30 protein-coding genes are annotated in these 26849 nt (G+C 61.1%); 18 read left to right on the top strand and 12 right to left on the bottom strand.

From position 1 onward, the window contains the following. Nucleotides 1-197 precede the first annotated feature (197 nt). Both ACSQ3J_RS06600 and ACSQ3J_RS06595 read right to left on the bottom strand, forming a co-directional pair. Nucleotides 198-1097, bottom strand: a complete 900-nt coding sequence (locus tag ACSQ3J_RS06600; protein ID WP_060500790.1) for a ribokinase — start codon at nt 1095-1097, stop codon at nt 198-200. Between the two features lie 51 nt (nt 1098-1148). Next, nucleotides 1149-2348, bottom strand: coding sequence for a DNA recombination protein RmuC (locus ACSQ3J_RS06595; RefSeq protein WP_060500789.1), 1200 nt, complete (start codon nt 2346-2348; stop codon nt 1149-1151). A 144-nt stretch (nt 2349-2492) separates the two neighbouring features. Here ACSQ3J_RS06595 and def point away from each other — a divergent pair, with 144 nt between their 5' ends. From def to truA, 5 genes are all read left to right on the top strand, one after another. Further along, nucleotides 2493-3017 carry a peptide deformylase gene (gene def, locus ACSQ3J_RS06590; protein WP_060500787.1) on the top strand — a complete coding sequence of 175 codons (525 nt, stop codon included), beginning with the start codon at nt 2493-2495 and terminating at the stop codon, nt 3015-3017. Between the two features lie 65 nt (nt 3018-3082). Further along, a complete protein-coding gene (locus tag ACSQ3J_RS06585) occupies nt 3083-3343 on the top strand; it encodes a FitA-like ribbon-helix-helix domain-containing protein (RefSeq protein ID WP_060500784.1) in 261 nt (86 codons plus the stop codon). After that, nucleotides 3340-3759 carry a type II toxin-antitoxin system VapC family toxin gene (locus ACSQ3J_RS06580; RefSeq protein ID WP_060500782.1) on the top strand — a complete coding sequence of 140 codons (420 nt, stop codon included), beginning with the start codon at nt 3340-3342 and terminating at the stop codon, nt 3757-3759. Before ACSQ3J_RS06585 ends, ACSQ3J_RS06580 begins: the two co-directional genes overlap by 4 nt. Before the next feature lie 22 nt (nt 3760-3781). Next, a complete protein-coding gene (fmt, locus tag ACSQ3J_RS06575) occupies nt 3782-4717 on the top strand; it encodes a methionyl-tRNA formyltransferase (protein ID WP_060500780.1) in 936 nt (311 codons plus the stop codon). Further along, entirely contained in the window at nt 4717-5460 is a 744-nt protein-coding gene (gene truA / locus ACSQ3J_RS06570; protein ID WP_060500778.1) for a tRNA pseudouridine(38-40) synthase TruA, read from the top strand. Before fmt ends, truA begins: the two co-directional genes overlap by 1 nt. On the opposite strand, the gene ACSQ3J_RS06565 is transcribed toward truA, so the two are convergent. Beyond that, nucleotides 5454-6068 (bottom strand): hypothetical protein, encoded by a 615-nt coding sequence (locus ACSQ3J_RS06565; RefSeq protein ID WP_060500776.1) that lies wholly within the window; start codon nt 6066-6068, stop codon nt 5454-5456. The two genes, truA and ACSQ3J_RS06565, sit on opposite strands and share 7 nt — an antisense overlap. Then, nucleotides 6055-7248: a succinyl-diaminopimelate desuccinylase gene (gene dapE / locus ACSQ3J_RS06560; RefSeq protein ID WP_060500773.1), complete on the bottom strand. Its 1194-nt coding sequence runs from the start codon at nt 7246-7248 to the stop codon at nt 6055-6057. The genes ACSQ3J_RS06565 and dapE overlap by 14 nt, the downstream gene beginning before the upstream one ends. Before the next feature lie 990 nt (nt 7249-8238). Between dapE and greA the strand changes: the two genes are divergently transcribed. Then, nucleotides 8239-8721, top strand: a complete 483-nt coding sequence (greA, locus tag ACSQ3J_RS06555) for a transcription elongation factor GreA (RefSeq protein ID WP_060500770.1) — start codon at nt 8239-8241, stop codon at nt 8719-8721. Between the two features lie 94 nt (nt 8722-8815). Continuing rightward, on the top strand, nt 8816-9289 hold the full coding sequence (locus tag ACSQ3J_RS06550) for a VOC family protein (protein WP_060500767.1): 474 nt from the start codon (nt 8816-8818) through the stop codon (nt 9287-9289). A gap of 32 nt (nt 9290-9321) precedes the next feature. On the opposite strand, the gene ACSQ3J_RS06545 is transcribed toward ACSQ3J_RS06550, so the two are convergent. Further along, on the bottom strand, nt 9322-10212 hold the full coding sequence (locus tag ACSQ3J_RS06545; RefSeq protein WP_060501395.1) for a LysR family transcriptional regulator: 891 nt from the start codon (nt 10210-10212) through the stop codon (nt 9322-9324). A gap of 169 nt (nt 10213-10381) precedes the next feature. On the opposite strand from ACSQ3J_RS06545, the gene ACSQ3J_RS06540 reads away from it, so the two are divergent. Next, nucleotides 10382-11278 carry a DMT family transporter gene (locus ACSQ3J_RS06540; protein ID WP_060500765.1) on the top strand — a complete coding sequence of 299 codons (897 nt, stop codon included), beginning with the start codon at nt 10382-10384 and terminating at the stop codon, nt 11276-11278. Between the two features lie 27 nt (nt 11279-11305). Here ACSQ3J_RS06540 and ACSQ3J_RS06535 read toward each other — a convergent pair whose 3' ends face one another. Then, entirely contained in the window at nt 11306-12046 is a 741-nt protein-coding gene (locus ACSQ3J_RS06535; protein ID WP_436038902.1) for an SDR family NAD(P)-dependent oxidoreductase, read from the bottom strand. Nucleotides 12047-12236: 190 nt separating this feature from the next. On the opposite strand from ACSQ3J_RS06535, the gene ACSQ3J_RS06530 reads away from it, so the two are divergent. The 3 genes from ACSQ3J_RS06530 (at nt 12237) to ACSQ3J_RS06520 (ending at nt 15601) form a co-directional block, all read left to right on the top strand. Next, entirely contained in the window at nt 12237-13145 is a 909-nt protein-coding gene (locus tag ACSQ3J_RS06530; RefSeq protein ID WP_060500761.1) for an AraC family transcriptional regulator, read from the top strand. Nucleotides 13146-13290: 145 nt separating this feature from the next. Further along, on the top strand, nt 13291-14337 hold the full coding sequence (locus ACSQ3J_RS06525) for an aldo/keto reductase (RefSeq protein ID WP_060500759.1): 1047 nt from the start codon (nt 13291-13293) through the stop codon (nt 14335-14337). A gap of 112 nt (nt 14338-14449) precedes the next feature. After that, nucleotides 14450-15601, top strand: a complete 1152-nt coding sequence (locus ACSQ3J_RS06520) for a GAF domain-containing sensor histidine kinase (RefSeq protein WP_060500757.1) — start codon at nt 14450-14452, stop codon at nt 15599-15601. Nucleotides 15602-15628: 27 nt separating this feature from the next. Here the strand turns inward: ACSQ3J_RS06520 and ACSQ3J_RS06515 are convergent, their stop codons facing one another. Both ACSQ3J_RS06515 and dapD read right to left on the bottom strand, forming a co-directional pair. Next, nucleotides 15629-15988, bottom strand: coding sequence for a DUF805 domain-containing protein (locus tag ACSQ3J_RS06515; RefSeq protein WP_060500755.1), 360 nt, complete (start codon nt 15986-15988; stop codon nt 15629-15631). A 5-nt stretch (nt 15989-15993) separates the two neighbouring features. Continuing rightward, nucleotides 15994-16851 (bottom strand): 2,3,4,5-tetrahydropyridine-2,6-dicarboxylate N-succinyltransferase, encoded by an 858-nt coding sequence (gene dapD / locus ACSQ3J_RS06510; RefSeq protein WP_060500753.1) that lies wholly within the window; start codon nt 16849-16851, stop codon nt 15994-15996. Nucleotides 16852-17057: 206 nt separating this feature from the next. Between dapD and ACSQ3J_RS06505 the strand changes: the two genes are divergently transcribed. The 4 genes from ACSQ3J_RS06505 to ACSQ3J_RS06490 all read left to right on the top strand — a co-directional run bounded on the left by ACSQ3J_RS06505 (nt 17058) and on the right by ACSQ3J_RS06490 (nt 20410). Then, nucleotides 17058-17957, top strand: a complete 900-nt coding sequence (locus ACSQ3J_RS06505) for an LOG family protein (RefSeq protein WP_060501393.1) — start codon at nt 17058-17060, stop codon at nt 17955-17957. A 90-nt stretch (nt 17958-18047) separates the two neighbouring features. Next, on the top strand, nt 18048-18485 hold the full coding sequence (locus ACSQ3J_RS06500) for a pyridoxamine 5'-phosphate oxidase family protein (protein ID WP_060500751.1): 438 nt from the start codon (nt 18048-18050) through the stop codon (nt 18483-18485). 87 nt (nt 18486-18572) lie between these two features. Beyond that, nucleotides 18573-18977: a hypothetical protein gene (locus ACSQ3J_RS06495; RefSeq protein ID WP_156393807.1), complete on the top strand. Its 405-nt coding sequence runs from the start codon at nt 18573-18575 to the stop codon at nt 18975-18977. Between the two features lie 62 nt (nt 18978-19039). Next, entirely contained in the window at nt 19040-20410 is a 1371-nt protein-coding gene (locus ACSQ3J_RS06490) for a PepSY-associated TM helix domain-containing protein (RefSeq protein WP_060500747.1), read from the top strand. Nucleotides 20411-20467: 57 nt separating this feature from the next. Here the strand turns inward: ACSQ3J_RS06490 and ACSQ3J_RS06485 are convergent, their stop codons facing one another. The 3 genes from ACSQ3J_RS06485 to ACSQ3J_RS06475 form a co-directional block, all read right to left on the bottom strand. Then, nucleotides 20468-20986: an EF-hand domain-containing protein gene (locus ACSQ3J_RS06485; protein WP_060500745.1), complete on the bottom strand. Its 519-nt coding sequence runs from the start codon at nt 20984-20986 to the stop codon at nt 20468-20470. A 138-nt stretch (nt 20987-21124) separates the two neighbouring features. After that, nucleotides 21125-21838 carry a pyrimidine 5'-nucleotidase gene (locus ACSQ3J_RS06480; RefSeq protein ID WP_112834485.1) on the bottom strand — a complete coding sequence of 238 codons (714 nt, stop codon included), beginning with the start codon at nt 21836-21838 and terminating at the stop codon, nt 21125-21127. A gap of 55 nt (nt 21839-21893) precedes the next feature. Continuing rightward, entirely contained in the window at nt 21894-22619 is a 726-nt protein-coding gene (locus ACSQ3J_RS06475) for a class I SAM-dependent methyltransferase (RefSeq protein WP_060500743.1), read from the bottom strand. Between the two features lie 183 nt (nt 22620-22802). Here ACSQ3J_RS06475 and ACSQ3J_RS06470 point away from each other — a divergent pair, with 183 nt between their 5' ends. From ACSQ3J_RS06470 to ACSQ3J_RS06460, 3 genes are read left to right on the top strand one after another with little or no spacing between them, the layout of a single operon-like run. Beyond that, a complete protein-coding gene (locus ACSQ3J_RS06470) occupies nt 22803-23717 on the top strand; it encodes an EamA family transporter (protein WP_060500741.1) in 915 nt (304 codons plus the stop codon). Nucleotides 23718-23773: 56 nt separating this feature from the next. Beyond that, nucleotides 23774-24850, top strand: a complete 1077-nt coding sequence (locus tag ACSQ3J_RS06465) for a bifunctional transcriptional activator/DNA repair enzyme AdaA (protein ID WP_060500739.1) — start codon at nt 23774-23776, stop codon at nt 24848-24850. Further along, nucleotides 24850-25617, top strand: coding sequence for an isocitrate lyase/PEP mutase family protein (locus tag ACSQ3J_RS06460; RefSeq protein ID WP_060500737.1), 768 nt, complete (start codon nt 24850-24852; stop codon nt 25615-25617). The genes ACSQ3J_RS06465 and ACSQ3J_RS06460 overlap by 1 nt, the downstream gene beginning before the upstream one ends. Nucleotides 25618-25842: 225 nt before the next feature. Here the strand turns inward: ACSQ3J_RS06460 and argB are convergent, their stop codons facing one another. After that, a complete protein-coding gene (argB, locus tag ACSQ3J_RS06455; RefSeq protein ID WP_060500735.1) occupies nt 25843-26730 on the bottom strand; it encodes an acetylglutamate kinase in 888 nt (295 codons plus the stop codon). Nucleotides 26731-26849 lie beyond the last annotated feature (119 nt).

The raw sequence follows: 26849 nt of genomic DNA, 5'->3' as shown, positions 1-26849 counted from the left end.
TGCCAACCGGCATCGTTGGGCTGCCCATGATCTTGGGAAGACAGCCCTTTCAGGTGTTTGATAACGTGGTATTTATTAAAATTAGAACAACGTTGGAGACCGAAATCCCGTAGTTTTCACGGGATTTCCTCCGCAGTGCCGTGGCGGCGACGTCGGCTGTTCTGATTGCGCGGAAGCGCTCTGCCGGCCGCAGCCGCTCAGATTTTTGCGTCGACCTCGGCGGCCAAGGGGATGGCTGGCTGAGCACCCGGATTGAGGCAGGCAAGCGAACCGGCAACGGCCGCGCGCCGCAAGGCTGCATCGAAATCAAGACCGGCATCGAGGCTGGCGGCGAGATAGCCACAGAACGTGTCTCCGGCGCCGACGGTATCGACCGGCTCAATCTTCAGGCCCTTGGCACGATGGACGTTGCCGCCCCGCACCGCAACAACGCCCTCGGCGCCCAGCGTCACGATGACGGTCTGGCTTGTTTCCCGCGACAGAGCCTGCATGGCGTCTTCACGCTCGGCTGCTGAAAGGCCTTCGCGTCCGGCAAGCAGCTCGAATTCCGTCTCGTTGGCAACGACGATATCCGCCATACGGCCAAGCCGGGCGGCATCTGCAGTCAAAGGCGCGATGTTGATGATCGAGGTGATGCCCTTGCTCTTTGCCGCAGCAAGCGCCTTCTCCACCGATGCTGGCGGGATTTCCAGCTGCAGCATCAGCGTATCGCCGGCGCCCATCGTCTCGACGGCGGACTGTGCATCGCCAGCGCTGACCGTGCCATTGGCGCTGGCCACCACGACGATGACATTTTCACCGTCGCCACCGACAAGAATATGTGCGGTGCCGGTCGGCTCGCTTACGGTTTTCGTCAGCGACAAGTCGGTGCCTGCCTGTTTCAGGAGGGCCAGCGCGCCATCGGCAAAGCTGTCCGATCCGACTGCGCCCGCCATGCGGACGCTGGCTCCCGCCCGCCGCGCTGCCAGGGCCTGGTTGGCACCCTTGCCGCCTGCGGCGGTGGTGAAGCCGGTGCCGGTCACCGTTTCACCGGGCTTTGGCAGGCGTGCGGTGGTGGCGATCAGGTCCATGTTGATGGAACCGAAAACTGTAATCATCTGAAGTCTCTCCCGGGGCAGTCGATTTTCGCGGGACAGTGCCCGACAGGGTCAGTCCTCGTCAACCACCCGCAGCTTCAATTGCCCCATGCGCGCATCGAAGGATTTCTGATCGGGCTTGCCGTCAGGCATCGCCCCCGATGTTGCCAGGTCCAGTGCCTCGATGCGCGTGCCACGCTTCTTCAGCTTTTCCGAGGAAACCAGAATGTCGTCGACATCCTTTTGGGTGGTGAGGAAATGGCCATGCAGCTTGCGCACCCGGTCGTCGAGGCGGGTCAGGTCTTCCATCAGCCGGATTACCTCGCCCTGGATCAGATGTGCCTGCTCCCGCATCCTGGCATCCCTGAGAATGGCCTGGATGACCTGGATCGACAGCATCAGCAGTGACGGCGAGACGATGACGATCCGCGAACGGTGCGCCTTCTGGACGATCCCTTCGAAATGCTCGTGGATTTCGGCAAAGATCGATTCGGAGGGCACGAAGAGAAAGGCCGTTTCCTGGGTCTCGCCGGGGATCAGGTATTTCCCCGAAATATCCCGGATATGCACCTCCATGTCACGCCGGAACTGTTGTTGCGCCTGGCGGATCATCTCCGGATTTTCGGCACTGCGGATCGCATTCCAGCCCTCGAGCGGGAATTTCGCGTCGATCACCAGATCCGGCTGGCCGTTTGGCATGCGGATGGTGCAGTCCGGCCGCGACCCGTTGGATAGCGTTGCCTGGAAGGCATAAGCCCCCATCGGCAGGCCATCGGCGATGATCGTTTCCATGCGTGACTGGCCAAAGGCACCGCGCGTCTGCTTGTTGGACAGGATGCTTTGCAGTCCGGCCATGTCCTTGGCCAGCGACTGGATATTGGTCTGCGCGGTGTCGATGACCGCCAGCCGTTCCTGCAACCGGCGCAGGTTTTCATGTGTTGCCTTGGTTTGTTCGGTAATCGAGGTGCCGAGCCGGTGCGTCATGCCGTCAATCCGCTGGCTGATCGACTGGTTAAGCTCGGATTGGCGCGCGCCGAACACGTCGGCCATGGCAGCAATACGGCCCTGCATCTCCGTCTGCGCGGCGAGAAGCGCCGTCATGCGCTGCTCTGCATCAACAGCCGCCTGCCGGTCACGCCGCCTGCTGAGAACCGCCGGAATACCGGCAAACAGCAGGATGACGACAGCACCGAACAGGCACATGCCGAGCGTGACCGTGTAGGAGCCAAGGATGAACAGTGGCTGGTCGAGGGTGAGAATTGTCGGTTCCATCCAGGCAGCCTAGGTGGATTCGGCTTTGCTGACTAGATCAAAACAAGAACATTGGTAAATCGATCGATACAAACTGCTGCATTTGCTGCAAAAATCTTGAAAACGAGAATTCCATCGGCGCAAAAGATCAGTTATGGGAGCCAGATGACCATCAAGCCGCTCATCATTCTTCCCGATCCCGTATTGCGCCAGCTGTCCCAGCCGGTGGAAACAGTCAATGCCGAAATCCGCAGTCTGGCGGACGACATGCTGGAGACAATGTATGATGCGCCGGGCATCGGCCTTGCGGCGATCCAGATCGGCGTCCCGCGCCAGATGCTGGTCATCGACGTCTCGAAAGAAGGCGAGGACAAGCAGCCGCTGGTCTTTATAAACCCGAAGGTCCTGACGGCGTCGGATGAGCGGTCGGTCTACGAAGAGGGTTGCCTGTCGATCCCGGATTATTATGCCGAGGTCGAGCGGCCGGCGACGATTACGGTCGAGTACATCGATCTGGAAGGAAAGAAGCTGACCGCCAAGGCCGACGGCCTTTTGGCGACCTGCCTGCAGCACGAGATCGATCATCTGAACGGCGTGCTGTTCATCGACCACATTTCCAAGCTCAAGCGCGAAATGGTGATCCGCAAGTTCACCAAGGCCGCCAAGACCCGCGGCGCCAAGGCGATCTGACGCTTCCGTTGAAAACCTGGGCCTGCGGGACTATGATATCAGTGATATCATAGTGGAGGTTGCGCATGGGCGATCTGCTTCTTCGCGGAATTGACGATGCTCTGAAAATCGAGCTGCAGGAAAGTGCACGCCGCAATGGCCGCAGTCTTTCGGATGAAGCGATTGCGCAGATTCGGTCCGCCTTGGAAAAGGAGCGGCGGCGCGGGCAAACCGCGGGACAGCGTCTGCGCTCGATTCTGGGCGAGGCGACGTTTGAAGATGAGGAGTTGCGCGCCATCGAGGCGTTTCGCAAGCAGTCTGATCGTGCCCCGCCGGACTTCACATGATCGTTCTTGATACGAACGTCATTTCCGAACTTCAGGGGCGGCAGCATAGCGAGCGCATTCTGCGATGGTTGGACAGCTATGACAGTGAAGTGGTTTTTCTGACGGCCATCGCGCTGGCAGAAATTCACTTCGGTATCGCTTTGCTGGATTCGGGGGTGCGGCAAGAGAGCCTGCGTCAGACGTTCCTGCGAATTGAGAATGAGTTTTCCAGCAGGATCCTGAGTTTCTCGCAAACTGCGGCAGCACGATATGGAATCATTGCCGCCCAGCGCCAGAAGGCAGGCAAGACGATGGAAACCAAGGACGCCATGATTGCAGCGATCTGCCTGTCGCATGGCGCGACGCTGGCGACCCGCACTACAAAAGATTTCGAGGGGCTTGATTTGAAGCTCGTAAACCCGTTTGAAGAGGCCTGATCAGAACGGGGAACCGCGCGCCATGCCGCTTCGCATCATCTTCATGGGAACGCCGGAGTTTTCGGTCCCGACGCTGGCAGCACTGGCTGAGGCCGGTCATACCATCGTTGCCGTCTACACCCAGCCGCCCCGTCCCGGCGGACGCCGCGGTCTCGACCTGCAGAAATCACCGGTGCATCAGGCGGCCGAACTGCTCGGCATCGAGGTGCTGACGCCCATCAATTTCAAGGATGCTGTGGACCGTGAGACCTTTCGCGATTTCGATGCCGATGTTGCCGTTGTCGTGGCTTATGGATTGCTGCTGCCGGAGGAGATTCTCAATGGCACCCGGCTTGGCTGCTACAATGGCCATGCGTCGCTTCTGCCGCGTTGGCGGGGTGCGGCGCCGATCCAGCGGGCGATCATGGCCGGTGATCATGAGACCGGCATGATGGTGATGAAGATGGACAAGGGGCTCGATACCGGCGACGTGGCACTGACCAAGGTGGTTGCGATCGGTGACGAGATGACGGCTGGTGAACTTCACGACAAGCTGATGCTGGCCGGTGCGGGCCTGATGAGGGAAGCGATGGAAAAGCTTGACGGCGGCGACCTGCCGCTGACCCCTCAACCGGAGACGGGCGTTCTCTATGCCGCCAAGATTAGCAAGGCGGAGACGCGAATCGATTTTTCCAAGACAGCTACGGAAGTTCACAATCACATTCGCGGACTGTCGCCCTTTCCAGGTGCCTGGTTCGAGTTGGAGATCAATGGCAAGCCGGAGCGGATCAAGGTTCTCTCTTCGGTGGTCGAAACCGCCGGTGGCGAGGCTGGGGTGGCACTTTTTGACGATTTGACGATTGCCTGCGGCGATGGGTCGGTTCGGCTGACCCGGTTGCAGAAGGCGGGCGGCAAGGTGCTGGGTGCCGAGGATTTTAGGCGCGGTACGCCGATTCCTGCCGGCACAAGGCTTTCCTGATGCCGCGTTTCCGCATGACGATCGAGTATGACGGTTCCAATTATGTCGGCTGGCAGCGGCAGGACAATGGGCCGTCGGTGCAGGGTGCCGTCGAAAAGGCGATCCTGGCTTTGACCCGCGAGCCCGCTCTGATCCGCGGGGCAGGGCGCACCGATTCCGGCGTGCATGCCAGGGGGCAGGTGGCACACGTGGATCTCTCGCGGGCCTGGGATCCGCGGACGTTGCGAAATGCGCTGAATGCCTATCTCGGCCAGGCCGGGCAGCAGGTGTCGATCATCGATGCGGCAGAAGTGCCGGATGATTTCGATGCCCGCTTTTCAGCCCTGAGACGGCATTATCTCTACCGCATCATTTCGCGGCCATCACCCTTAGCGCTGGAGGCGAAGCGCGCCTGGTGGGTGTCGAAGCCGCTCGATCATGAAGCCATGCACGCAGCGGCCCAGAGGCTGGTCGGTTATCATGATTTTACCACATTCCGCTCCACCCATTGCCAGGCGAACAGCCCTTGGCGGACGCTTGACCGGCTGGACGTGACGCGGAATGGCGACGTCATCGAAATCCGGGCGACGGCACAGAGCTTTCTGCACAACCAGATACGTTCTTTTGCGGGCACGTTGAAAATGGCGGGCGACGGCCGGTGGACGCCGGATGATGTGCGGGCGGCACTCGAGGCCAAGGACCGCAAGGCCTGCGGCCCGGTTGCGCCGCCCGACGGGCTTTATTTCATGCAGGTCGATTACTGAAGGGCGGCGGGATAGATCGGCATCAGACCGAGCATGGGCGGCAGGGCTTCGCTGAGCATCAGGGACGGCAGGATCAGCAGGGCCGAGATCGCCGAAGCGAGCAGCAACTGGTTGTTGGTCACCGTCTTCATCAGCCTGAAAATCACGGTGAAATTGACCATTAACAACATGAGGGACAAGAGAGAGGCCAGCCCCTGGCTGCCGGGCAAGACCAGCCTGATCGCCAGTGGAACTGCCATGGCATAGACAGTCGGCACGGCCAGCCAATTGGTGCTGATAATGATCGAGGCCAGCATGCCGCCATAGCCGAGTGGTTTTGCCAGCACGGCCACCAGCACCAGCGGCACGATCCACATCGTCGCATCGACGAGGAACAGCTTGAAAATGAAGCCGATCCCGGTTTCCGTTCCGGTCGGCATCTGCTCCAGATAAAACAAGCGCCACGCTGCCCAGCCGACCGCCATGGCCGGAAGGCACCAGAGGAACGCGGCAAACGAACGCCAGACGCCGGCGGCCGTGATGTCGAGCCAGTCGAAGCCGCTCCTGTCGCCGAGGATCAGCAGCCAGATACCCTTCAGATAGGCACCGACTTCCTCAATCTGCGGCATGGCCAAACCAGCGGCTGATGAAGGTTTCGTAAATCTGCGTCAGGGTCTCGAGATCGGCGACGGCAACACGTTCATCGACCATGTGCATGGTCTGACCGACAAGGCCGAACTCGACTACCGGGCAGTAATCCTTGATGAAGCGCGCATCCGATGTGCCACCGGTGGTCGACAGTTTTGGCTCGCGGCCGGTGACGGCTTCGACAGCGCCTGACAGCGAGGCGATCAGCGCATTGTTGCGGGTGAGGAAGACGTGGCTCGGGCGTTCGCTCCAGGCAAGATCGTAGCGGACCGGCGGGCGGCCGGGGCGAAGCGGGCTTTCGGCTGCGGCACGATCCAGCCGGGCGATGATCTCGGCCTTCAGGCTATCGGCGTCCCAGGTGTCGTTGAAGCGGATGTTGAAGCTCGCCGATGCCTTGGACGGGATGACGTTGACCGCCTTGTTGGCGACGTCGATCGTCGTCACTTCCAGATTGGACGGCTGGAAATTGTCGGTGCCGCCATCGAAGGGTGGGTCCATCAGCGCCTGCGTCAGCGAGAGAATGCCGCGCACAGGGCTGTCGGCCAGATGCGGATAGGCGGCGTGGCCCTGAACGCCGTGCACGGTAATGGTGCCGGACAGCGAGCCGCGACGGCCGATCTTGATCATGTCACCGAGCTGGTCCGGATTGGTCGGCTCGCCGACCAGGCAGGCATCCCAGCGCTCGCCCCTGGCGGCCGCCCATTCGAGCAGCTTGGTGGTGCCGTTGATCGCCGGGCCTTCCTCGTCGCCGGTGATCAGGAACGAGATCGAGCCCTCCGGCGCCCCATGCTTATCGATGTGGCGGGCAACGGCGGCGGCAAAACAGGCGATACCGCCCTTCATGTCGACGGCGCCGCGGCCATACATTTCGCCATTGGCAATATCGGCAGAAAATGGACCATGCGTCCAGGCGCTTTCGTCGCCGACCGGCACGACATCGGTATGACCGGCAAACATCAGGTGTGGGCCGCCGGTGCCTAGCCGGGCATAGAGGTTTTCGATATCCGGCGTGCCTTCTTCGGTCGCCATTACCCGGTCGATGGTAAAGCCGAGCGGTTTGAGCATCGCTTCGAGCGCTGTCAGTGCGCCGCCCTCGGCAGGCGTCACGGACGGGCAGCGGATCAGGGCGGAGAGATTGGCGACGGGATCGATAGCGGTCATCAAGAAAGCCTGTTGTTTCGCGGGGCTTGGTTTAGCCGATCCATGCGGGGCTGTCACGGGGTTCCGCTTAGCGTTTGCAATGGTTGCCGCCAGCCGCGACTGCGTGGCGACCTCCGTCCTCAAGAGGGAGATCGCCGCCTTCCTCAACGCCTATAACCACGCCCGGAAAATCCGCCGTGGTTTTCTCTATTGTTTACTTGGCCGGGGCGCTGGAAAGTGCCGGGACAAAGTAAAGTATATGACGCCTTCCAGCGCCCCGTTCAGTGTTCGACGATGGGCAACTCCGGTTTCTCTGCGGGGATGGCGGCGCCCTTTTGATACGGGCTGACGCTGACGTTGCCGCCGCGCCAGGAAAGATATTGCTGTCGCAATACCGCTCGCCGGTCCTCATGTGTGCCTCACAGGCACGCCCCGCCATTTTGCAGACGGGAGGGAAACCACTTTCTGACCATCCACCGGACAAAGGCTTACGTCTGTCCTCCACCCGGCACCGGCCCTGTCTCACCGCTACGCCTAGCGGTCTCGCCGATGACAGGACGCAATGATGATGGCACAGGTTTTGATCGCGGGGATTTGCGGGGATGATTTTCGGTGCGATTGGGGTGCGCGGGCGTAGGGGAGATTGGGCGACAAGTATTTGGCGTTAAAGGGAAGATGCTCGTTTTGTCCTGCTCACGCGAGATGATTTTTTAGCACCCGGGAGATGGATATTTCCTCCGTCGTCCCCGCGGACATGCCCGAGGATGAGGTGTTCGCGGGCGGCGGTTGCGTTCGGCCCGAATTGCCATGTCTAAATTCCACCGGTAGCACGTGAGAATAACCGGCAGGTTCATGCTATCTTGCTGCCGGGAATACCCTGAACCAGCGCAGGCGCAGGATGGTGGACGACCGGTGGATCATTCCTTGTCTTCCCATGTGGGTTTCTGACAAACACGCGGTCATTCCCCGTGCGCCGGTAACGGCGCAACGTGCCGAGATGGAGTTTTGAAATTGAGTGTTGCTTTTGCCAAGGATGACAGTGCTGAAACGGCTGCGGAAACCCATCTGCCGGACCGTCCGATTTCCCCGCACCCGAACCGGGTGACGGTGGCCGGATTGAAAGCGCTGGAACTGCAGCTTGAGCAAGCACGCGCTGCCTATGAGGCCGCGAGTGTCATCGAGGATGTCAACGAACGGCGGCGCCAAGTGGCAACCCCCATGCGCGATGCCCGCTACTTTGCCGCCCGGGTTCATACGGCCGAGATTGTCGCTGCGCCGGAGTCGACCGATACGGTTGCCTTCGGCAGCACGGTGACCTTCGCACGCAGCGACGGGCGTGTGCAGACCTACCGTATTGTCGGCGAGGATGAGGCCGATCCCAAGGCCGGGTCGATTTCCTATGTCTCACCGGTGGCACGGCTTCTGACGGGCAAGGCCGTTGGCGATGTCGTTGGCGCGGGCGATCAGGAACTGGAGATCATCGCCATCGCATAGCCGGCGCCCGGAAGGCATTTCGAACGCCCGAGGCTGGAAAAACCGTGTCCGGCTTCTATTTTTGGCCAGACCCGGAAAACGAAAGGACACTACGATGGCAAAGAATACCATCTGCCTATGGTACGATAAGGATGCCGAGGCCGCCGCCCGTTTCTACGCCGAGACATTTCCCGACAGCGCGGTGGGGGCCGTGATGCGGGCGCCCGGAGACTTCCCGGATGGAAAGCAGGGGGACGTGCTGGTCGTTGAATTCACGGTTGCCGGTGTTGCCTGTATCGGCTTGAACGGAGGTCCCACATTCAAGCAGGACGAAGCCTTCTCCTTTCAAATCTCAACGGAAGATCAGGAGGAAACCGACCGTTACTGGAATGCCATTGTCGGCAATGGCGGCCAGGAAAGCGAATGCGGCTGGTGCAAGGACAAGTGGGGCGTGTCCTGGCAGATTACGCCGCGCGTCCTGATGGAAGCGATGGCGGCGGGCGGCGGCGAAGCAAAGCGCGCCTTCGATGCGATGATGACCATGAAGAAGATCGATGTCGCGGTGATCGAAGCGGCGCGGCGCGGCTGAGACGCGGTGCGCGGCGTGACCGGACTGGTACGTCAGCTGGCCAGGGACAGGCCGCCGTGCCGGCTCACTTCGGTTTCGATTTCGGCGACAAGCGTGTCCAGCGCGGGATTGCGGGACTTTCGTGCCCGGCGCACCACATAGGCCAAGGCTGGAGGCGCCGGCAGCGGAGTGGTGACGATGCTCATCTCGGGGCGCAGATGGCGTTCGCTGAGCAGCGCAACGCCCAGTGCCGATGTGACTGCCGCGACAATCCCGGCAGCGCTTGAGCATTCAAAGACCGTCTCGAGAAAGAGATCGCCGTCCTGGCCGATATCGAAGGCCCATTGCCGGTAGAAGCACTCGTCGTCGAAGGACAGAAACGGAATGGGACCGTCCGGCGGCAGAATGACGTCGGGATGTTTGACCCAGTGCAGCTGTTCGCGAAAAAGGACGACGTCCGTCGGGCGGACCTCATGCGCGAAAATCTGTATGATCGCGGCATCCAGCTCGCCCCGCTCCAGCATGGCCCGCAGGACCAGACTCATCCGGACCTTGGTGCGCACCGCGACATGAGGGTGCAGGCGGCGAAACCGCCCCAGTATGCGGGCGAGATCGGTGCAGGTCGTGTCTTCGGTGAGCCCTAGCGCGATGCGCCCCGCCAGCGGCGTTTTCGTCAGGCTGAGCAACGCTTCGTCGTGGAGGCCAAGGATACGCTCGGCATAATCCAGCAGATCCTCTCCGGCGGCCGTAAAGACCGCAGCACCCGGTTTGCGGCTGAGAAGATCACAATCGAGGCTGCCTTCCAGCCGCTTGATCTTGTGGCTCACGGCCGATTGCGACAGGCCCAAAGATTTTGCCGCACGCGTAACTCCGCCATGGCGGCGAATAGCCAGCAAGACGCGCAAGGCGTCGATTTCAAGTCTGCGGCTGTTGAGTTCACTCATGGCAACACTCACGATGTGATGTTCGGAAACCATGCGCTTCGCCAATAATTTTCGCAAGTTTCCATCACGAAAGCGGAGTCTATGTCATGTCGTGATCGAAATTTGTCATGTGCCGGCGCATCGTGTTTCCTCTATGGCTCGACGGGACCGATATCCCAGCGAGTATTCCATGACCGACCAAGCTCTCTCCCGGCCAAAGCCTCAGCGAAGCCCTTTCCTCTGGCCGTTGCTGGCGACACTTCTGATCATTGGCTGGAGTTCCGGCTTTGTCGGTATTCGCTTTGCCATCGAAGAGGCAAGCGTCGTGCTGGTGTTGTTCTGGCGCACCCTTCTGTCAGGGGTGATCCTCCTGCCGTTCGCGCTGTTGATCGGGCCGCGGATGACGCGGCGCGGCGTGCTCGAACAAATGGCCTTCGGCGTCATGTCGGTATTTCTGTATCTCGGCGGCTTTGCCCTGGCGATCGAGCAACGGGTTCCCACGGGGCTTGTCGCTCTCATTTCGGATCTTTTGCCGCTGGCGATTGCATGTCTGTCACAGCCTGTCCTCGGCGAACGGCTGACAGCGCGGCAATGGCTGGGAACGGCGATCGCGGTCGCAGGCGTCCTGTTCGTCTCGCTCGACAGCCTGAGTTTTGGCGCGGCTCCGTTATGGGCCTATGCCCTGACGGTGGGCTCGATGCTGGTCTTTGCGCTGGCATCCGTTCTTTACCGGCGGCGGCGCACCCAGCATATGCCTGTCCATCAGAGCCTGTGTGTCCAGACGCTGACCGGCTCGGCCCTCTTTGCCGTGTGTGCCCTGATGCAGGGGAGCCTTGCCCCGCCGATGACTGCCAATTTTGCCATCGGCATGGCATGGCTGGTGCTGATTGCGACCTTTGCTGCCTATTCGGTCTACTATACCAGCCTGCGCCTGTTTCCCGTGGCGCAGGTGAGTGCTGCGATCTATCTCAGCCCGCCCGTGACCATGCTGTGGGCCTGGGCCTTGTTCTCCGAACCGCTGACGGTAACCATGTTTATCGGTCTGGCGGTGACACTGGTTGGCGTCTGGCTGACGTCCAAAGCATAGGCGGTTGCGTTATCAGCCGGCACCGTTTTACCAGCCGCGCCAGCCCGTGGATGCCACCAGGTCGTTGCGGATAAAGGCGATGTCGTCGGAAGCAGCAAGCGTACCGGCGCCGGGGAGACGGCCGCGGCGCAGTGAAGCCACGGCTGTCGTGCGGCGCGTGGTCCTTTCGGGCAGGTCGGGGCTGCACAGGTTTTCAGCGTCGAAACCCGCCGGATCGATCGAGAGGACACGGATGCCACGCTCCGCGAAGTCGCGGGCGAGGCCGAGTGTCAGCATGTCGATGGCGCTCTTGACGGTGGCCAGCGTTTCCGCATCCGGAGTTCCGGCCGCCGGTGTGGCATTGGCCGCCGCGCTCATGTTGATGATGACACCGCCCTTGCCGGCGAACTGGCGGGCCGCCTCCTGGCACATCAGGAACGTGCCGAACACATTGACGGCAAAGGTGCGGTTGGGGTCTGCCTCTGCCTGCCGCGGGGCGGCCCGGACAATGCCGGCATTGTTGACGACGATATCAGGCCGGCCGAAAATCTCGATCGTGGCCCGGAAGATGCGCTTCACATCCTCAGATTTCGACACGTCGCCTTCGACGGCGACAGCCCGGCCGCCACCCCGGACGATCTTTGCGGCAAGACGGGACGCACCCTCGCTATCGGCGGCATCATTGATGATGACGGCTGCACCTTCGGCGGCAAGGCGGGCGGCGATCCGCGCCGCTGGTCCATTGGCAACGCCGGTGACGACGGCGGTTTTTCCGGTCAATCTGGTCATAGCAATTTCCTTGATTCTTCGGACATGTTGATCCGATGAGCCAAGCATGCGGCAGACAAGGGCTTTGGCGTTACAACGATACTCCGAGATTTCTATGCGATCCTGCAAATGTGGAGGAGGAGACATTCCCAGCGCCGAAATTCCGCAGTAGCGTCGGTTCAGTCGAAAATCAGGACATCGCTTCCGCTCCATGCAGAACCAGACAGAACGTTTCGGTGAAATCGCTGAGATCATTGCGCGGCATACCTCGGGGACGGGGATGTTTCCGACGGCGATCGACAACCTGCTTTTGGGGCGCCAGACCGCGCCAACCGACCCTGTGCATCTGGCCCACCGCCCGGCCTTCGCGCTCATTGCCCAAGGACAGAAAACCGTGACGCTCGGGCAGGATGTCTATCATTACGGGGCTGGCGATTGTGTCGTGGTGTCGTTCGACCTGCCGGTCGTCTCGCGCGTCAGCGTCGCCAGCCCGCAGGCACCACATCTGGGGCTTGGCATGGTGATCAATCCCGACCGTCTGCGCGAAGTGTTGCAGCGGATCGCGGTTCCACCTGTTGCGGCAACGGCAGACGGCATGCGGGGCCTGGCCATCCACAAGGCATCGCCAGCCCTTGTGGATGCGACGCTGAGATATCTGAGGCTCCTCGATACTCCAAGCGACATCGCGGGCGTGGCACCTCTTGTCGAGCAGGAAATTCTCTATCGGCTGCTGACAGGGCCATACGGGCCGCGACTGATCCAGATCGCCACGGTCGACAGTCCGGGAAACCGGGTGGCCAAGGCGATTGCCTGGCTGCGGGAACACTACGTGCGGCCGCTGCGGATCGAGGAACTGGCAGACCATTGCGGCATGAGCGTTTCGTCACTGCATCATCATTTCAAGGCGGTGGCGGCGATGACGCCGATGCAATACCAGAAGCAGTTGCGGCTCTATGAAGCGCGCCGCCTGATGCTGGTCGACAATATGGACGCCGGCATGGCTGGGCATACCGTCGGTTACCAGAGCCCGTCGCAGTTCGGCCTGGAATATACCCGTTTCTACGGCCAGTCGCCGCTGCGCGATGTCTCGATGCTACGCACGCAGGTCGCGGCCGAATAACACAACAGTTTTGAACGCGCAGAGTGGCGTTCGAAAAGCCGTGGACGCGCTGGCAAAACGGCCATTGCGTCCTATCGCCCATGAGAACCCCGCCTGCAGGGCCGGGATCTTCCACCGCTATCCTTACAGAACTATGGAGCTAACCATGCGTTACAATCAGCTTGGCAATACCGGCCTGTTCGTTTCGGAAATCTGCCTGGGAACAATGACCTTCGGATCGGCCGAAGGCGCCTTCTGGGGCGGCATCGCCGGTGTCGACCAGGATGCGGCCGACCGGATCGTCGAACGGTCCCTGGCTGCCGGTGTCAATTTCATCGATACCGCCGACGTCTATTCAGCCGGTGAATCCGAACGCCTGCTCGGGCAGGCGCTGATCAATCTGGGCGTCGAGCGCAAGGACGTGGTGATCGCCACCAAGGTCTATGGTCAGATGGGCGATGGCCCGAACGATCGTGGCGCTTCCCGCGGCCATATCATGGACTCGGTCGAGGAGAGCCTGGACCGGCTGCAGATGGACCATATCGATCTCTACCAGATCCACGGCACCGACACGGTGACGCCGATCGACGAGACGCTCAGGGCGCTGGATGACCTGGTTTCCGGCGGACTGGTCCGTTATGTCGGCATGTCCAACTGGCAGGCCTGGAAGATCGCCAAGGCATTGGGTGTTTCCGAGCGCAAGGGGTTTGCCCGGTTTGAGACGCTGCAGGCCTATTACTCGATCGCCGGACGCGATCTGGAGCGCGAAATCGTGCCGCTGCTGACCGAGGAAAAGATGGGCCTGATGGTCTGGTCGCCGCTCGCAGGTGGCCTGTTGTCGGGCAAGTATGGACCGGGCGCACCGGGCAATGGCGAGGGCCGCCGGGCGAATTTCGATTTTCCGCCGGTCGACAAGGACCGGGCCTGGGCCTGTGTGGCCGCCATGCGCGAGGTTGCGGAAAAACATGGTGCCAGCGTCGCCGAAGTGGCGCTCGCCTTCATCCTCGCCAAGCCCTTCGTCACCAGCGTCATCATCGGCGCCAAGCGGGTGGAGCAGCTGGAGGAAAACCTGAAAGCGGTGAAGCTCCGGCTCGATGCCGATGACATGGCCAAGCTCGATGCTGTCAGCGCCCTGCCGCCGGAATATCCGGGCTGGATGCTGGAACGGCAGGGAGCGGCCCGCCGGCCACAGCCGTTCGAAGCGAAAGCATGACGGCGCGGGGCGGCCGTTTGCGCCGCCCTTGCCATCATCGGGCTTGCATCTGCGGCACATTCCGCCGAGAAAGAGGGCACTGCTTTTAATATCTAATCTCGAAAGACATGCATTGAACGACAACCCCGCCGCCGCCGTCGATGCCATCGCGCAGATCAGCGCCGTGCCGACCATTCTCGATGTGGTCTGCAGGACGACCGGCATGCGCTTTGCAGCGGTGGCGCGGGTGAGCACTGACCGGTGGATTGCCTGCGGTGTTCAGGACAACCTGGCTTTCGGGCTGGAGCCGGGCGGCGAGCTAAAGATCGAGACGACGATCTGCAACGAAATCCGCGATCACCGCCAACCCGTCATCATCGACAACGTGGCCGAGGATCCACTGTATTGCGGCCATCATACGCCAGCGCATTACGGTTTGCAGAGCTATATCTCCATGCCGATCACGCTGGCCGATGGCTCCTTCTTCGGCACGCTCTGCGCCATCGATACGGTGCCGCGCACATTGAACACGCCCGAAATCGTCGGCATGTTTCAGCTGTTTGCCAATCTGATCGCGTTTCATCTCGACGCCCATGACCGGATGGATCAGGAGCGGCAGAGCAGCGAGTTGCGTGAACAGTTCATCGCGGTGCTCGGTCACGACCTGCGCAATCCGCTCGCCTCGCTCGACGCCGGCACACGGATGCTGCAGCGTACGGTGGCGGATGACAAGGGCAAGACGGTTCTTGCGCTGATGCAGAACAGCATTTCGCGGATGTCGGGCCTGATCGACAACGTACTCGATTTCGCTCGTGGCCGATTGGGCGGCGGCATTTCGATCGAACAGGCCGACCGCGTGCCGCTTCGGCCTGTGCTGGAGCAGGTGGTCGCGGAACTGAAAATGGCCAATCCGGGCCGGAGGATCGAGGCTGATCTGGCGGAGGCGATGGTGCGCTGCGACGAAGGCCGGGTCGGGCAATTGCTGTCCAATCTTCTGGCCAATGCGCTGACGCATGGCGATCCGGAGGCGCCGATCCGGATACGCTCGGCGATTTCAGGCGGCCGCTTCGAGTTGACGGTGAGCAATACCGGCGAACCCATCCCGGAAGCGGTGGTCAAGGACCTGTTCAAGCCGTTTGTGCGCGCTTCGGCCAAGGCAAATCTGGAGGGCCTCGGTCTCGGACTTTATATTTCCTCGGAGATTGCCAAGGCGCATAGGGGCTTTCTTCAGGTGACATCGACGCAGGAAGAGACGCGCTTCACCTTCCAGATGCCGCAGCAATAGGCGGCATTTTTCCGGCTTCTCTGTTGTTCAGCGGCCGTATTGGTTTGGCCCTTGGGTGCCCGGCCACAGACAGAGCGCGAGGAAAAGAACAGGGCTGAGGACAGGAATGAACAGGCAAATCGCGAGATGGCCGGGATAGCCGATGTCGTGCAGCCGCTTGATGGTCAAAAGTGCGATCGAAGCGGTAGAGACAAGCGCAGTGACCACCAGGATCAGGGTCCAGAGCGCCAGCGGGATGTCATTGCCCTGATGGGCGAAGACACGCGACAGCACAAAGCCGCTCATGGCGGCCCAGAACAGCCAGCCGAGGAAATAAAGCAGGCGGCCAATGCGGCCGGAGGGGCTGAAGAACAGCCAGGACATGCTCTGCTGCCCCTCTATTTGCATTGTGGTTAGTCTCGCAGGAGTTCGTTGATGCCGGTCTTCGAGCGGGTCTTTTCATCGACGCGCTTGACGATGACGGCGCAATAGAGGTTCGGGGCAACCAAGCCGTTCGGCATCACTGCACCGGAACCCATCGAGCCTGCGACGACGACGGAATAGGGTGGTACTTCGCCATAGGTCACTTCGCCGGTTGCGCGGTCGACGATCTTGGTCGACTTGCCGATGAACACGCCCATGCCGAGCACCGAGCCCTCGCGCACGATGCAGCCTTCGACCACTTCCGAGCGGGCGCCGATGAAGCAGTTGTCCTCGATGATCGTCGGGCCGGCCTGCATCGGTTCCAGCACGCCGCCGATGCCGACGCCGCCGGACAGATGCACATGCTTGCCGATCTGGGCGCAGGAACCAACGGTCGCCCAGGTGTCGACCATCGTGCCTTCGCCGACATAGGCGCCGAGATTGACGAAGGACGGCATCAGGATGGCATTGGGAGCGATATAGGCGGAGCGGCGCACAACAGCATTTGGCACTGCGCGAAAACCGGCGTCGCGGAACTGGTTTTCGCCCCAGCCTTCGAATTTCGAGGGAACCTTGTCCCACCAGGTGGACTGGCCCGGGCCGCCCTTGACGACCTCCATGTCGTTCAAGCGGAACGACAGGAGAACGGCCTTTTTCAGCCATTGATTGACGGTCCAGTTGCCATCAGTGCCGCGTTCGGCCACGCGCACCTTGCCGCCGTCGAGCAGATTGAGAGCCGTGTCCACCGCATCGCGGATCTCGCCCTTGGTGTTGATGGTGACGCTGTCGCGGTTGTCGAACGCGGTGTCGATGGTCTGCGACAGGGAGGCGAGATCATGGGTCGTCATCGGAATTCCTTAAACTTCGGCGTCTATCGTAACCTGCTCTAGAGCATGATCCCGAAAAATTGAAGTGGTTTTCGGTTGCAGTCGGGGCTGGATGAAGGTGTATGTCCCGGAATGAGCACGGGTGATTTGATCCGTAGCGACCAGGATGTTGAAAGGAGCATCCGGCAGCGATGATTTGCAGCCGGTTTGCGGCAGGAAAGTTTGACATGGCAAGAATGAAGAAGCGGAATCTGCGGCGCAAGGATGGGGTCTGGGATCCCCTGGTCGATAGCCAGCAGACGCGCAAGCGCGCGGCGGGCGTTCCACAGACACCACAATCAATGTCACCATCCTACAGGCTCGCCTATACGGACGATGATTTCATGGCTCGCGAAGAGCTGCGCCCCATGCGGTTGCAGCTGGAATTGCTGAAGCCCGAAATGATCATGGCCGAACGCGGCATCAATTCGACGGTGGTGATGTTCGGCGGCGCCCGCATTCCCGAGCCCGGCGGCGATGCCTGGGCGGCGAAGAACGACACCCAGCGCCAGAACCTGACGGCTGCCTCTGTCTATTACGAGGAGGCTCGCAAATTCGCCCGCCTCTGCTCCCAGCATTCGGCCGAGTCCGGCTATACGGAGTATGTGGTGACCACCGGCGGAGGGCCGGGCGTGATGGAGGCGGGCAATCGCGGCGCCGACGACATCGGCGCGCCGTCGATCGGATTGAACATCGTGCTGCCGCACGAGCAGGCTCCCAATCAATATGTGACGCCCGACCTGTCGTTCAACTTCCACTACTTCGCCATCCGCAAGATGCACTTCCTGTTGCGTGCCAAGGCCGTCACGGTTTTTCCGGGCGGTTTCGGGACGTTCGATGAGTTGTTCGAGACGATCACGCTGATGCAGACGGGCCGCATGGCACTGGTGCCGCTGATCCTGTTTGGCGAAAAATTCTGGCGCAGCGTCATCAATTTCGAGGCGCTGGCCGATTTCGGCACCATCGCGCCCAACGATCTCGATCTCGTTCAGTTCGTCGAAACTGCCGAGGAAGCCTGGGAGATCATCTCGAAATTCTACGAGACGGTTGATCCGGCAACAGTGCCCGTGGCCTCCGGCGCGCGATAAAGCGATCACGATGCCGTCTTTTCCGGCCCGCGTCTGAACCAATCGGCGCGGGCTGCGTTTTCACGTCAGTCATCGACATGGGAGACGATCATGAGTGACAAGAACCTTTCCGACATAGCCTCGAAAATGCGCGATATCGATATCGCCATGTTATCGACCCACACCGATGGCGGTGCCATCGCCGCACGTCCAATGAGCAACAATGGCGAGGTCGATTACGACGGCGATTCCTATTATTTCACCTGGGAAAAGTCGCGGATGGTCGATGATATCAAACGCAACTCCAAAGTGGGTCTGTCCTTCCAGGGGCAGAAGGCCTTCATGGTGGCGGTGGAAGGCGAAGCCGATGTCATCAAGGACAAGGCCATGTTCAAGAAGCATTGGACGCCGGATCTCGATGACTGGTTCAAGGACGGCATCGACACCAAAGGTATGGTTCTGATCAGGATCAGCGCCGTCCGGGCGCATTACTGGGACGGCGAGGATGAGGGTGAAGTCAAGTTGGCGGCCGCCAAACGACGCCATTAGGCGTCCGACGGGTCCCTGCCGCCGCCAGTAGCGCAACCGGCGTTGTGTCGCAGTGACAGCGCGCCGCGGCTGTGGCAATGAGCCGTGATGAAAACCCTGCGGCTTGTCTTGAGAGATAGAGTGTCGGCCAGCGCGATTGCCGTGCTGTTCGCTGCCATGCTGTTGGTCCAGGGGCTTCTCTCCGGTGTTGCCCATGGAACGATGGCCAGCGCTGCCGTCGATCCGTTCAACATCCTTTGCATCGCGCATGAGGACGGGCCGCAGCAGACTTTGCCTGACGGTGGGCCTGCAAAGGCCGCCCATGACCTGTGCGCTACGCTCTGCCAGATAGCGGCTGGCTATACGCCTGCTTTGCCTGGCCGTTCGATCGATATCCTAACGCCTGTTCTTCGTGCGGCGGCCGAAATCTATGTCGTCGCAAAGCCAACTCCGCGTGTTGTTTTACGCAGCTTCCTCGCCGAGGCGAGAGCCCCTCCATCCTCTTCCGCATGACGTCTTGAATCCCGGCCGCGCGTGACGCGGTGGCCGCTATCTAAGCTCATCTGGAGAAACCCATGTCCGATTTCACCATCGGCCGCGTGGACGCTGCTGTTGCGGTGCGTTCGCCGTCCGACCTTTACCGCGCCGTCTGGCGCTGGCATTTCTATGCAGGCCTTCTGGTTCTGCCGTTTCTGATCACGCTGGCAGTCACCGGCGCGCTCTATCTGTTTCGCGACGAGATCGATGGTCTCGTCTATGCCGACCTGAAGCGGGTCGAGGTTCAGGAAAATACCGCCACGGCCGCACCCTCAGTGATGGTCGCGGCGGCGCTGGCCGCCTATCCCGGCACGGCGATCAAATATACCGATCCGCCATCCTCAACCGATTCCGTCGAGATCACCGTCAGCACGCCTGCTGCCGGCCGGATGGCGGTTTACGTCAATCCCTATGACGGAAAGATACTGGGCGCGTTGCCTGATCGCGGCACCATCATGTGGACCATCCGCAGCCTGCACAGCCTGAAATATTTCGGCTCTTTCGCGCGGACGCTGATCGAGATTGCGGCGGGGTGGTCGATACTTCTGGTCGCCACCGGCATCTATCTCTGGTGGCCCCGCACCCAGACAGGCGGGGTTGTGAGCGTACGCGGCACGCCGAAACGGCGGGTATTCTGGCGCGACACCCATGCGGTCAGCGGCATCTTCGTCGGCTTCTTCATTGTCTTTCTCGCCGTGACCGGCATGCCCTGGTCGGGCGTCTGGGGCGAGAAGGTCAACGAATGGGCGAACGGCAACAATTTCGGCTATCCGGCCGGCGTGCGCACAGCCGTGCCGATGTCCGGCGAACATCTTGATCATATCGCCAAGACGACGTGGTCGCTGGAACAGGCACAGGTTCCGCAATCGACAGGACAAGGTGTCGTGCCGATCAGCCTCGATCAGGCCGTCGCCACGTTTGACAGGCTAGGCCTGCATCATGGCTATGCCGTCAACATTCCGGCAAAGCCGCAAGGCGTCTATACCGGCTCCGTCTATCCTGACGATGTTTCGCAGCAGCGCGTCGTGCATCTCGACCAGTATAGCGGCAAGCCGCTGATCGACATGAGCTATGCCGATTACGGCCCGCTCGGCAGGGCGCTGGAGTGGGGCATCAATGTCCATATGGGGCAGGAATTCGGGCTCATCAATCAACTCGTACTACTCGCGGCCTGCATCGCCATCGTGCTGCTTGCGGTTTCGGCCGCTGTCATGTGGTGGAAGCGCCGGCCAAAGGGGTCGCTCGGTGTGCCGCCGATGCCTTCGGACAGAAGGGTGTTTCGCGGCCTGATCGCGCTGCTCGCGATCGGCGGCATTCTCTTTCCGCTGGTGGGAATCTCGCTGGTGGTGATGCTGGTGCTGGACTGGAGCTACCCGCTCTTCCGGCGTGCCATCCGCTTTGCGCCGTAGTAAGAGATTGACTGCAAGCTGAGGACCCCGGCCAAAGGGTTGGCCGGGGTCATGCTATCAGATTTTCTTGGTTTTGGTGAAATCCGAGGCGTCGATGACGCCGTCGCCATTGGTGTCGCGGCGCTTGAACATTGCATCGGCCCGGGCTGTGACTTCAGCAAGGCTGAGCGAGCCGTTCTTGTCGGTATCGGCGCGATCGAAGCCCTTGTGCCGGATGCCGGGCAGCATGGCCGGGCGTGTCTCTTTAAGCTTTTCGATCGCTGCAGTCCTGTCTGCGCCGGTCTTTTCCTTGGCGGCGCGCCATTCCTGGCCGCGCGCCTTGCGCACTGCCTCGATTTCTTCGCGGGTGACCTGGCCGTTGCCGTCGGTATCGAAAGCCTTGAAGGCTTCTGTCATGCGGGCATGAATTTCGTCCGGCGAAACCTTGTTGTCGCCATTGGTATCGAAGCGCTTGATCGTCCATTCGGCCCGCTGCTCCGGCGTCGGCTTTTGCCGGGCGGCGAAGGTGGGGGCAACAAAGCCGGTGAGAGCGAGGCTGGCGGCGACGGCGCCGAGAATCAAAGTGTTCTTTCGCATGTCGAAATCCTTTCAGTGATCATTGACCCTGAGATGAGGATAGACAGGCTGGCCGGGATGGCCAGTTAAAGTTTGGTAATGTAAGTCTTTGACAAGAAAAGGGTTTTTCAGTGTCAAAACTGTGTTCCGGGAGCGATGTCAGCCTTCGGACAACAGCCGGTTGAGGAAGTCCGTCAAGTCTTCTGTGACGTAATCGACCTGCGCTGACCCATCCTCCGTCTTTTCCCAGGATTCAGCGAACTCATATTCGAAATTGCGCGGAACCAGGAGAACCGTCTTCATGCCGAGCGTTTTGGGCACGATCAGGTTGCGCGGCAGGTCTTCGAACATGGCGGCGTGCCTGGTATCGACCCGATGCAGGCTCATGAACTTGTGATAGGTGTCGCCGGCGGGCTTGGGCACATAGTCGGCCGCGACGATATCGAAAATATCGTCGAAATTATCGAGGATACCAAGCGCGCGCGCCGTCATTTCAGCGTGTTTGACGCTACCGTTGGTGAAGATGAACTTGCGTCCCGGCAGCGCCTTGATCGCCTCGCCGAGCGCCGGATCGGCCGGAACGACGGAATAGTCGATCGCATGCGCCTTTTGCAGGAAATCGTTGGGATCGATGCCGTGATGGATCATCAGCCCCTGCAGCGTGGTGCCGTGATCACGGTAATATTCCTTCTGCAGCTTCTTCGCTTCAACCGGGTCCAAGGTCAAAAGGGCAGAGACATACGCCGTCATGTTGCGGTCGATCTGCGAGAACAGATTGACGTGATGCGGATAAAGCGTGTTGTCGAGATCGAACACCCAGTCAGTGACATGGGCGAAATCGGCTTGGGTCGGCAGGCGGTCGAGCTGGGTCATCTGCGCGTTATGCCATGGGTCGCGGCGGACGCAAATGGGAAATGTGTCGCTCTGTTCATGCCGCCCGGACGATGACGATGATTTCCTCGGAAACGGCCTCGTCGAACGGTTCCGACAGCCAGCCGCCATAGACGGCTTCTGCCCGCAGGCCGGATGCGGTCAGATGGTCTTCGATCTCGGTTCGCGACAGGAAGAGCAGTTCGCTGGACGAAACGAGCGTACGGCCGGGCAGTTCATAGTGGGTGTCGAATGCAATGCGCCTGTTGGCCATGCGCGAAACCCGGCGCGACTGGCGGATGGAGTGTCCTTCGGCCGCAAGGTCGGCATCGCGGTTCCAGCGGGCGGGCCAGTCGATCGCCGGGTTGCGGCTCTCGAAGGCGATCATGCCGCCCGGCGCAAGGTGCTGGCGTATCGTTGCCAGCACGGCGAGCACGTCGCTGTCGTCGAGAAAGACCTGGAAGGCGTGACCGGTCATGATGATCAAGTCGAACCGTTCCGGCGAGCGGAAATGCTGGGCTGCGGCCTGCACCCAATCGATCCGGTCGCCGTTGGGCTTTTGCCGGGCGATATCGAGCATGGCTCTGGCAGGGTCTACGCCGGTGACCACATGGCCAAGCGCGGCATAGGCGTCGCAGAGCAGCCCGGTCCCGCAGCCGAGATCGAGGACCCGCTGCGGCGCCTTGCCGGCCAGCGCCAGATAGAAATCGCGGTCGAGCGACCAGCCGCTGTCGAGATCGTAAAGCTCCGCCAGCGATGGCTCTTCATAGTGCAGATCTGGCATCCGGCGTCCCTGGTCTGAATTGCGCTGACGCTACCCAACCGCATGCGCCGCGCAAGCGTGGAGGTCCGTGACCTGGCGTTTGTGGCGAAAACGCCAGCGGCCTTGTTGCCTAAAGGCGACAATGGCCCGGTTGCGCGATGCGCGGTGATGGATTCCCGCCGCCGGGCATGCTAGCCCGCAAGGATGCAAACTTGGATCGTCATCACCATCGCGGCTGCCTTCCTGCAGAACATCCGCTCCGCCATGCAAAAACACCTGAAGGGTGTGATGGGTACGACCGGGGCGACCTTCGTGCGCTTCGGTTACGGCGTGCCGTTCGCGCTGGTCTACCTCGCCATTCTCTGGCGCGGGTTCGACCGGCCGCTGCCGGTTCCGGATGCGCATTTCTTCCTGTGGGCTGTGATCGGCGGTCTGTCGCAGATCGCCGCGACCTTCCTGCTCGTGCATCTGTTTTCCTTTCGCAATTTTGCCGTCGGAACCGCCTATTCGCGCACGGAACCGGCACAGGCGGCTTTGTTTGCGCTGATCTTTCTCGGCGAAGCGGCAAGCCGGGGGACGCTGGTTGCGATCGCGATTTCCGTCGTCGGCGTGATGATCATTTCGGTGGCGCGCACGCCGCTCAGCGTCACATCGCTGGTGACGTCGGTGTTTACCCGCACAGCCGGGATCGGCGTTCTGTCCGGCACGTTCTTCGGCCTGTCGGCGGTGTCTTACCGGTCTGCATCGCTGGCGCTGGCGCCTAGCCTGCCCGAGCCGGATTTCGTCATGCAGGCGAGCTTCACGCTCGGTTTCGTCATCCTGCTGCAGACCGTGACGATGCTGGTCTGGATCCTGATCCGCGAGCCGGATGAGTTGAAACGGGTGGTCAAGGCCTGGCGGCCGGGCCTGCTGGTCGGGTTTGCCGGCGCGTCCGCCTCGTTCGGCTGGTTTATGGCGATGACGCTGCAGCAGGCGGCGATCGTCAAGGTGGTGGCGCAGGTGGAAATGCTGTTCACCTTTGCCTCCGCCGTCTTCATCTTCCGCGAGTGGATCAACAAGCTGGAAGTTCTCGGTTGCCTGCTGATCGTGCTCGGCGTGGTGATGCTGCTGGTTCTTTAAAAAATACGCGCCCGATTTTCGGCGGCGCTCAGAATCGTCCGGTGGTAGAAGGGATCATGCTGTTTGATCTGCCCCCTGAAGACACCCTTTACGACGCGCTCCTGGCGCGCAGCACCGACTATGAAGGTTCGGCTTTCGTCTGTGTCAAAACCACCGGCATCTTCTGCCGTCTCTCATGCCCGGCGCGAAAACCCCGGCGTGAGAACACGATTTTCACCGATTCGATCGGCACCTGCCTGGAGGCGGGTTTCCGGCCCTGCCTGCGCTGCCGTCCACTCGAGACGGCGGGTGGCAAGGATGCGATCGTCGACGGCCTGATGCAGACGCTTGACGCCGATCCCGAACGGCGCTGGAGCGAGACCGATCTGATCCGGCGCGGCTATGATCCTTCGACCGTGCGCCGCGCCTTCAAGCGCCATCTCGGCATCACTTTCCTCGATCTCGCCCGGCATCGAAGGCTGGGTGCCGCAGCACGGCATCTCGCAGATGGCGGCCGCGTCATCGATGCCCAGATCGAGGCCGGCTATGAATCGCCAAGCGGCTTTCGTGCCGCCTTCGCGCGGCTGATCGGCGGAGCCCCGGCGATGTCGCAGGGGCGGACGCTGCTTTATGCCGACTGGATGGAAACGCCGCTCGGGCCGATGGTTGCGGTGGCCGACGAGACACGCCTGCATCTCCTGGAGTTTCATGATCGCAAGGGATTGCCGGCCGAGATGGAGAAGCTGAAGCGGAACACGCGCTCGTCCGTGGCGCCCGGAAAGACGCCGCCGATCGCGCAGATCGAGACTGAGCTTTCGGACTATTTCGCCGGCAAGCCGGACGCCTTCAAGACGCCGCTGGCCCTGAACGGAACGGCATTCGAGCGGCAGGTCTGGGCGAAACTGCAGGATATTCCGCCAGGCGAGACACGATCCTATGGTGATATCGCCCGCGACGTGGATACGATGAAAGCGGTCCGGGCCGTTGCCAAGGCCAATGGCGCCAACCAGATTTCGATTGTCATTCCCTGTCATCGCTGCATTGGTACAGATGGCTCGCTGACCGGATATGGCGGCGGCATCTGGCGCAAGCAGTGGCTTTTGCGGCATGAAGGCAGGATGAGGCCAACGGGATTGTTTTCGGAGGAAAGATGATGAACCAGACGGACAAGGCAAAGGCATTCGCCAATCTGCATCGCAAGGGCGATCCGGTGGTGCTCTACAACATCTGGGATGCGGGCACGGCCAAGGCTGTGGCGGCCTCCGGCGCCAAGGCTTTGGCGACCGGAAGCTGGTCGGTGGCCGATGCCAATGGCTACGGCGACGGCCAGCAGATCCCGATGCTGCAACTCGTCGATATCGCCCGCAGCATTGTCGCTGCGACCGACCTGCCGGTGTCGATCGATTTCGAGGGCGGATATGCCGAAGACGCTGGGTCGACCGCTGAAAATGTCGGCCGGGTGATCGATACCGGTGCCGTCGGCATCAACTTCGAGGATCAGGTGGTTGGCGGCAGCGGGCTGCATACGGTCGAAGCGCAGGCGGCGCGGGTGAAGGCGATCCGCACCAAGGCCGACGAAAAGGGCATTCCCTTCTTCATCAATGCCCGCACCGATCTGTTTTTGAAGCTCTCCGATCCTGTCCGGCATGCGCCGCTGGTTGATGAGGCAATCGAACGGGCGGCGGCCTATGCCGAAGCCGGTGCCAGCGGCTTCTTCGTGCCGGGACTGTCGAATCCGGACCTGATAGGCCGTGTCTGCGAGGCCGTGGCGCTGCCGGTAAACATCATGATGCGGCCGGGCATGGAGATAAAGGCGCTGGCGGCGCTGGGTGTCGCGCGGATCAGCTTTGGGCCAGGCCCGTACCGGGCGATGATCGAGTGGCTGAAGGGTGAGGCGACAAAGGTATATCAGCAGGGCTGAGGGCTTGGGTTTCCCACCGCTCGCGCGGGTTAACGATTCTGGAGCGGCAATCTCACTCTCCCGTCATCTTCTCCTCGAGTTTAACCCAAGGACCTGTGGCGGGGATTCAGTAGCGGCGCATCCGCGCCGCTGAAAGATTTTTCACACGACGGATGTCGCGTGGCCGGATTCCTGTGGCAAGTACAGCAGGAATGACGGAGGTAGGAAGATCCGTTACGGCCAGCCTTACGGAACGATTAGCGTTCCCGCACCATGTTCCGTGAAGATTTCGAGCAGAACCGAGTGTGCCGTCTTGCCGTTGAGGATGACGACGCCTTCGACGCCGCGGGAAAGCGCTTCGATGCAGGTTTCGACCTTCGGAATCATGCCGCCGGAAATCGTGCCGTCCTTGATCAGCGCATGCGCTTCGGCGACCGAGAGTTCCTTGATCAGTTCGCCCTTCTTGTCGAGCACGCCCGGAACATCCGTGAGGAACAGCAGGCGCGTGGCGTTCAGCGCGCCGGCAATGGCGCCGGCAAACGTGTCGGCGTTGATGTTGTAGGTGGCGCCGTCGCGGCCGGGAGCGACCGGGGCGATGACCGGGATCATTTCCGAGCGGGCGAGCAGGTCGAGCAGGGTGCGGTCGACTTCGACGATCTCGCCGACAAAGCCGAGATCGAGAACGCGTTCGATATTGCTGTCCGGATCCTTGATGGTCTTCTTGGCCTTCTCGGCAAAGACCATGTTGCCGTCCTTGCCGCACAGGCCGATCGCCCATTCGCCGGTCTGGTTGATCAGCGCGACGATTTCCTTGTTGATCGAGCCGGCCAGAACCATTTCGACGATCTCGACGGTTTTCTGATCGGTGACGCGCAGGCCGCCTTCGAACTTTGATTCGATGCCCATCTTGGTCAGCATCGCGCCGATCTGCGGACCGCCGCCATGAACAACAATCGGGTTGACACCCGACTGCTTCAAAAGCGCGATATCCGCGGCAAAGGCCTTGCCGAGCTCGGCATTGCCCATGGCGTGGCCGCCATATTTTACCACGATCGTTTTGTTCTCGTAGCGCTGCATATAGGGCAGCGCCTTGGCGAGAAGATTTGCCTGGATTTCGCTTTCTGATGCGGACATGGAAATACCTCGAAATTAGCCGGGTGCTGTTTAGCGCAAGTTTCCGGTGGAGGGAATGATCCGTGGCAAAGATAAAGCCGGTGTGACATCAGCCTCTATCACCGTTTTTATCTGCCGCA

It is taken from the genome of Rhizobium sp. LjRoot98 (genome assembly GCF_964252935.1).
Classification (GTDB): domain Bacteria; phylum Pseudomonadota; class Alphaproteobacteria; order Rhizobiales; family Rhizobiaceae; genus Pararhizobium.
The sequence above is the reverse complement of the archived record's forward strand: the minus strand, read 5'-3'. Positions and strand labels throughout refer to the sequence as shown.

Bases quoted from the DNA above. Each gene is read 5' to 3' on its own strand.
- truA (WP_060500778.1), top strand. From the start codon at position 4,717: ATGCCGCGTTTCCGCATGACGATCGAGTATGACGGTTCCAATTATGTC.
- ACSQ3J_RS06525 (WP_060500759.1), top strand. From the start codon at position 13,291: ATGCGTTACAATCAGCTTGGCAATACCGGCCTGTTCGTTTCGGAAATC.
- ACSQ3J_RS06485 (WP_060500745.1), bottom strand. From the start codon at position 20,986: ATGCGAAAGAACACTTTGATTCTCGGCGCCGTCGCCGCCAGCCTCGCT.
- ACSQ3J_RS06535 (WP_436038902.1), bottom strand. From the start codon at position 12,046: ATGACCAGATTGACCGGAAAAACCGCCGTCGTCACCGGCGTTGCCAAT.
- ACSQ3J_RS06505 (WP_060501393.1), top strand. From the start codon at position 17,058: ATGGCAAGAATGAAGAAGCGGAATCTGCGGCGCAAGGATGGGGTCTGG.
- argB (WP_060500735.1), bottom strand. From the start codon at position 26,730: ATGTCCGCATCAGAAAGCGAAATCCAGGCAAATCTTCTCGCCAAGGCG.
- ACSQ3J_RS06465 (WP_060500739.1), top strand. From the start codon at position 23,774: ATGCTGTTTGATCTGCCCCCTGAAGACACCCTTTACGACGCGCTCCTG.
- ACSQ3J_RS06540 (WP_060500765.1), top strand. From the start codon at position 10,382: ATGACCGACCAAGCTCTCTCCCGGCCAAAGCCTCAGCGAAGCCCTTTC.
- ACSQ3J_RS06550 (WP_060500767.1), top strand. From the start codon at position 8,816: ATGGCAAAGAATACCATCTGCCTATGGTACGATAAGGATGCCGAGGCC.
- dapD (WP_060500753.1), bottom strand. From the start codon at position 16,851: ATGACGACCCATGATCTCGCCTCCCTGTCGCAGACCATCGACACCGCG.
- ACSQ3J_RS06515 (WP_060500755.1), bottom strand. From the start codon at position 15,988: ATGCAAATAGAGGGGCAGCAGAGCATGTCCTGGCTGTTCTTCAGCCCC.
- ACSQ3J_RS06470 (WP_060500741.1), top strand. From the start codon at position 22,803: ATGCAAACTTGGATCGTCATCACCATCGCGGCTGCCTTCCTGCAGAAC.
- ACSQ3J_RS06460 (WP_060500737.1), top strand. From the start codon at position 24,850: ATGAACCAGACGGACAAGGCAAAGGCATTCGCCAATCTGCATCGCAAG.
- ACSQ3J_RS06580 (WP_060500782.1), top strand. From the start codon at position 3,340: ATGATCGTTCTTGATACGAACGTCATTTCCGAACTTCAGGGGCGGCAG.
- ACSQ3J_RS06545 (WP_060501395.1), bottom strand. From the start codon at position 10,212: ATGAGTGAACTCAACAGCCGCAGACTTGAAATCGACGCCTTGCGCGTC.
- ACSQ3J_RS06495 (WP_156393807.1), top strand. From the start codon at position 18,573: ATGAAAACCCTGCGGCTTGTCTTGAGAGATAGAGTGTCGGCCAGCGCG.
- ACSQ3J_RS06565 (WP_060500776.1), bottom strand. From the start codon at position 6,068: ATGCCGCAGATTGAGGAAGTCGGTGCCTATCTGAAGGGTATCTGGCTG.
- ACSQ3J_RS06480 (WP_112834485.1), bottom strand. From the start codon at position 21,838: ATGACCCAGCTCGACCGCCTGCCGACCCAAGCCGATTTCGCCCATGTC.
- ACSQ3J_RS06500 (WP_060500751.1), top strand. From the start codon at position 18,048: ATGAGTGACAAGAACCTTTCCGACATAGCCTCGAAAATGCGCGATATC.
- ACSQ3J_RS06585 (WP_060500784.1), top strand. From the start codon at position 3,083: ATGGGCGATCTGCTTCTTCGCGGAATTGACGATGCTCTGAAAATCGAG.
- dapE (WP_060500773.1), bottom strand. From the start codon at position 7,248: ATGACCGCTATCGATCCCGTCGCCAATCTCTCCGCCCTGATCCGCTGC.
- ACSQ3J_RS06475 (WP_060500743.1), bottom strand. From the start codon at position 22,619: ATGCCAGATCTGCACTATGAAGAGCCATCGCTGGCGGAGCTTTACGAT.
- fmt (WP_060500780.1), top strand. From the start codon at position 3,782: ATGCCGCTTCGCATCATCTTCATGGGAACGCCGGAGTTTTCGGTCCCG.
- def (WP_060500787.1), top strand. From the start codon at position 2,493: ATGACCATCAAGCCGCTCATCATTCTTCCCGATCCCGTATTGCGCCAG.
- ACSQ3J_RS06490 (WP_060500747.1), top strand. From the start codon at position 19,040: ATGTCCGATTTCACCATCGGCCGCGTGGACGCTGCTGTTGCGGTGCGT.
- ACSQ3J_RS06600 (WP_060500790.1), bottom strand. From the start codon at position 1,097: ATGATTACAGTTTTCGGTTCCATCAACATGGACCTGATCGCCACCACC.
- ACSQ3J_RS06595 (WP_060500789.1), bottom strand. From the start codon at position 2,348: ATGGAACCGACAATTCTCACCCTCGACCAGCCACTGTTCATCCTTGGC.
- ACSQ3J_RS06530 (WP_060500761.1), top strand. From the start codon at position 12,237: ATGCAGAACCAGACAGAACGTTTCGGTGAAATCGCTGAGATCATTGCG.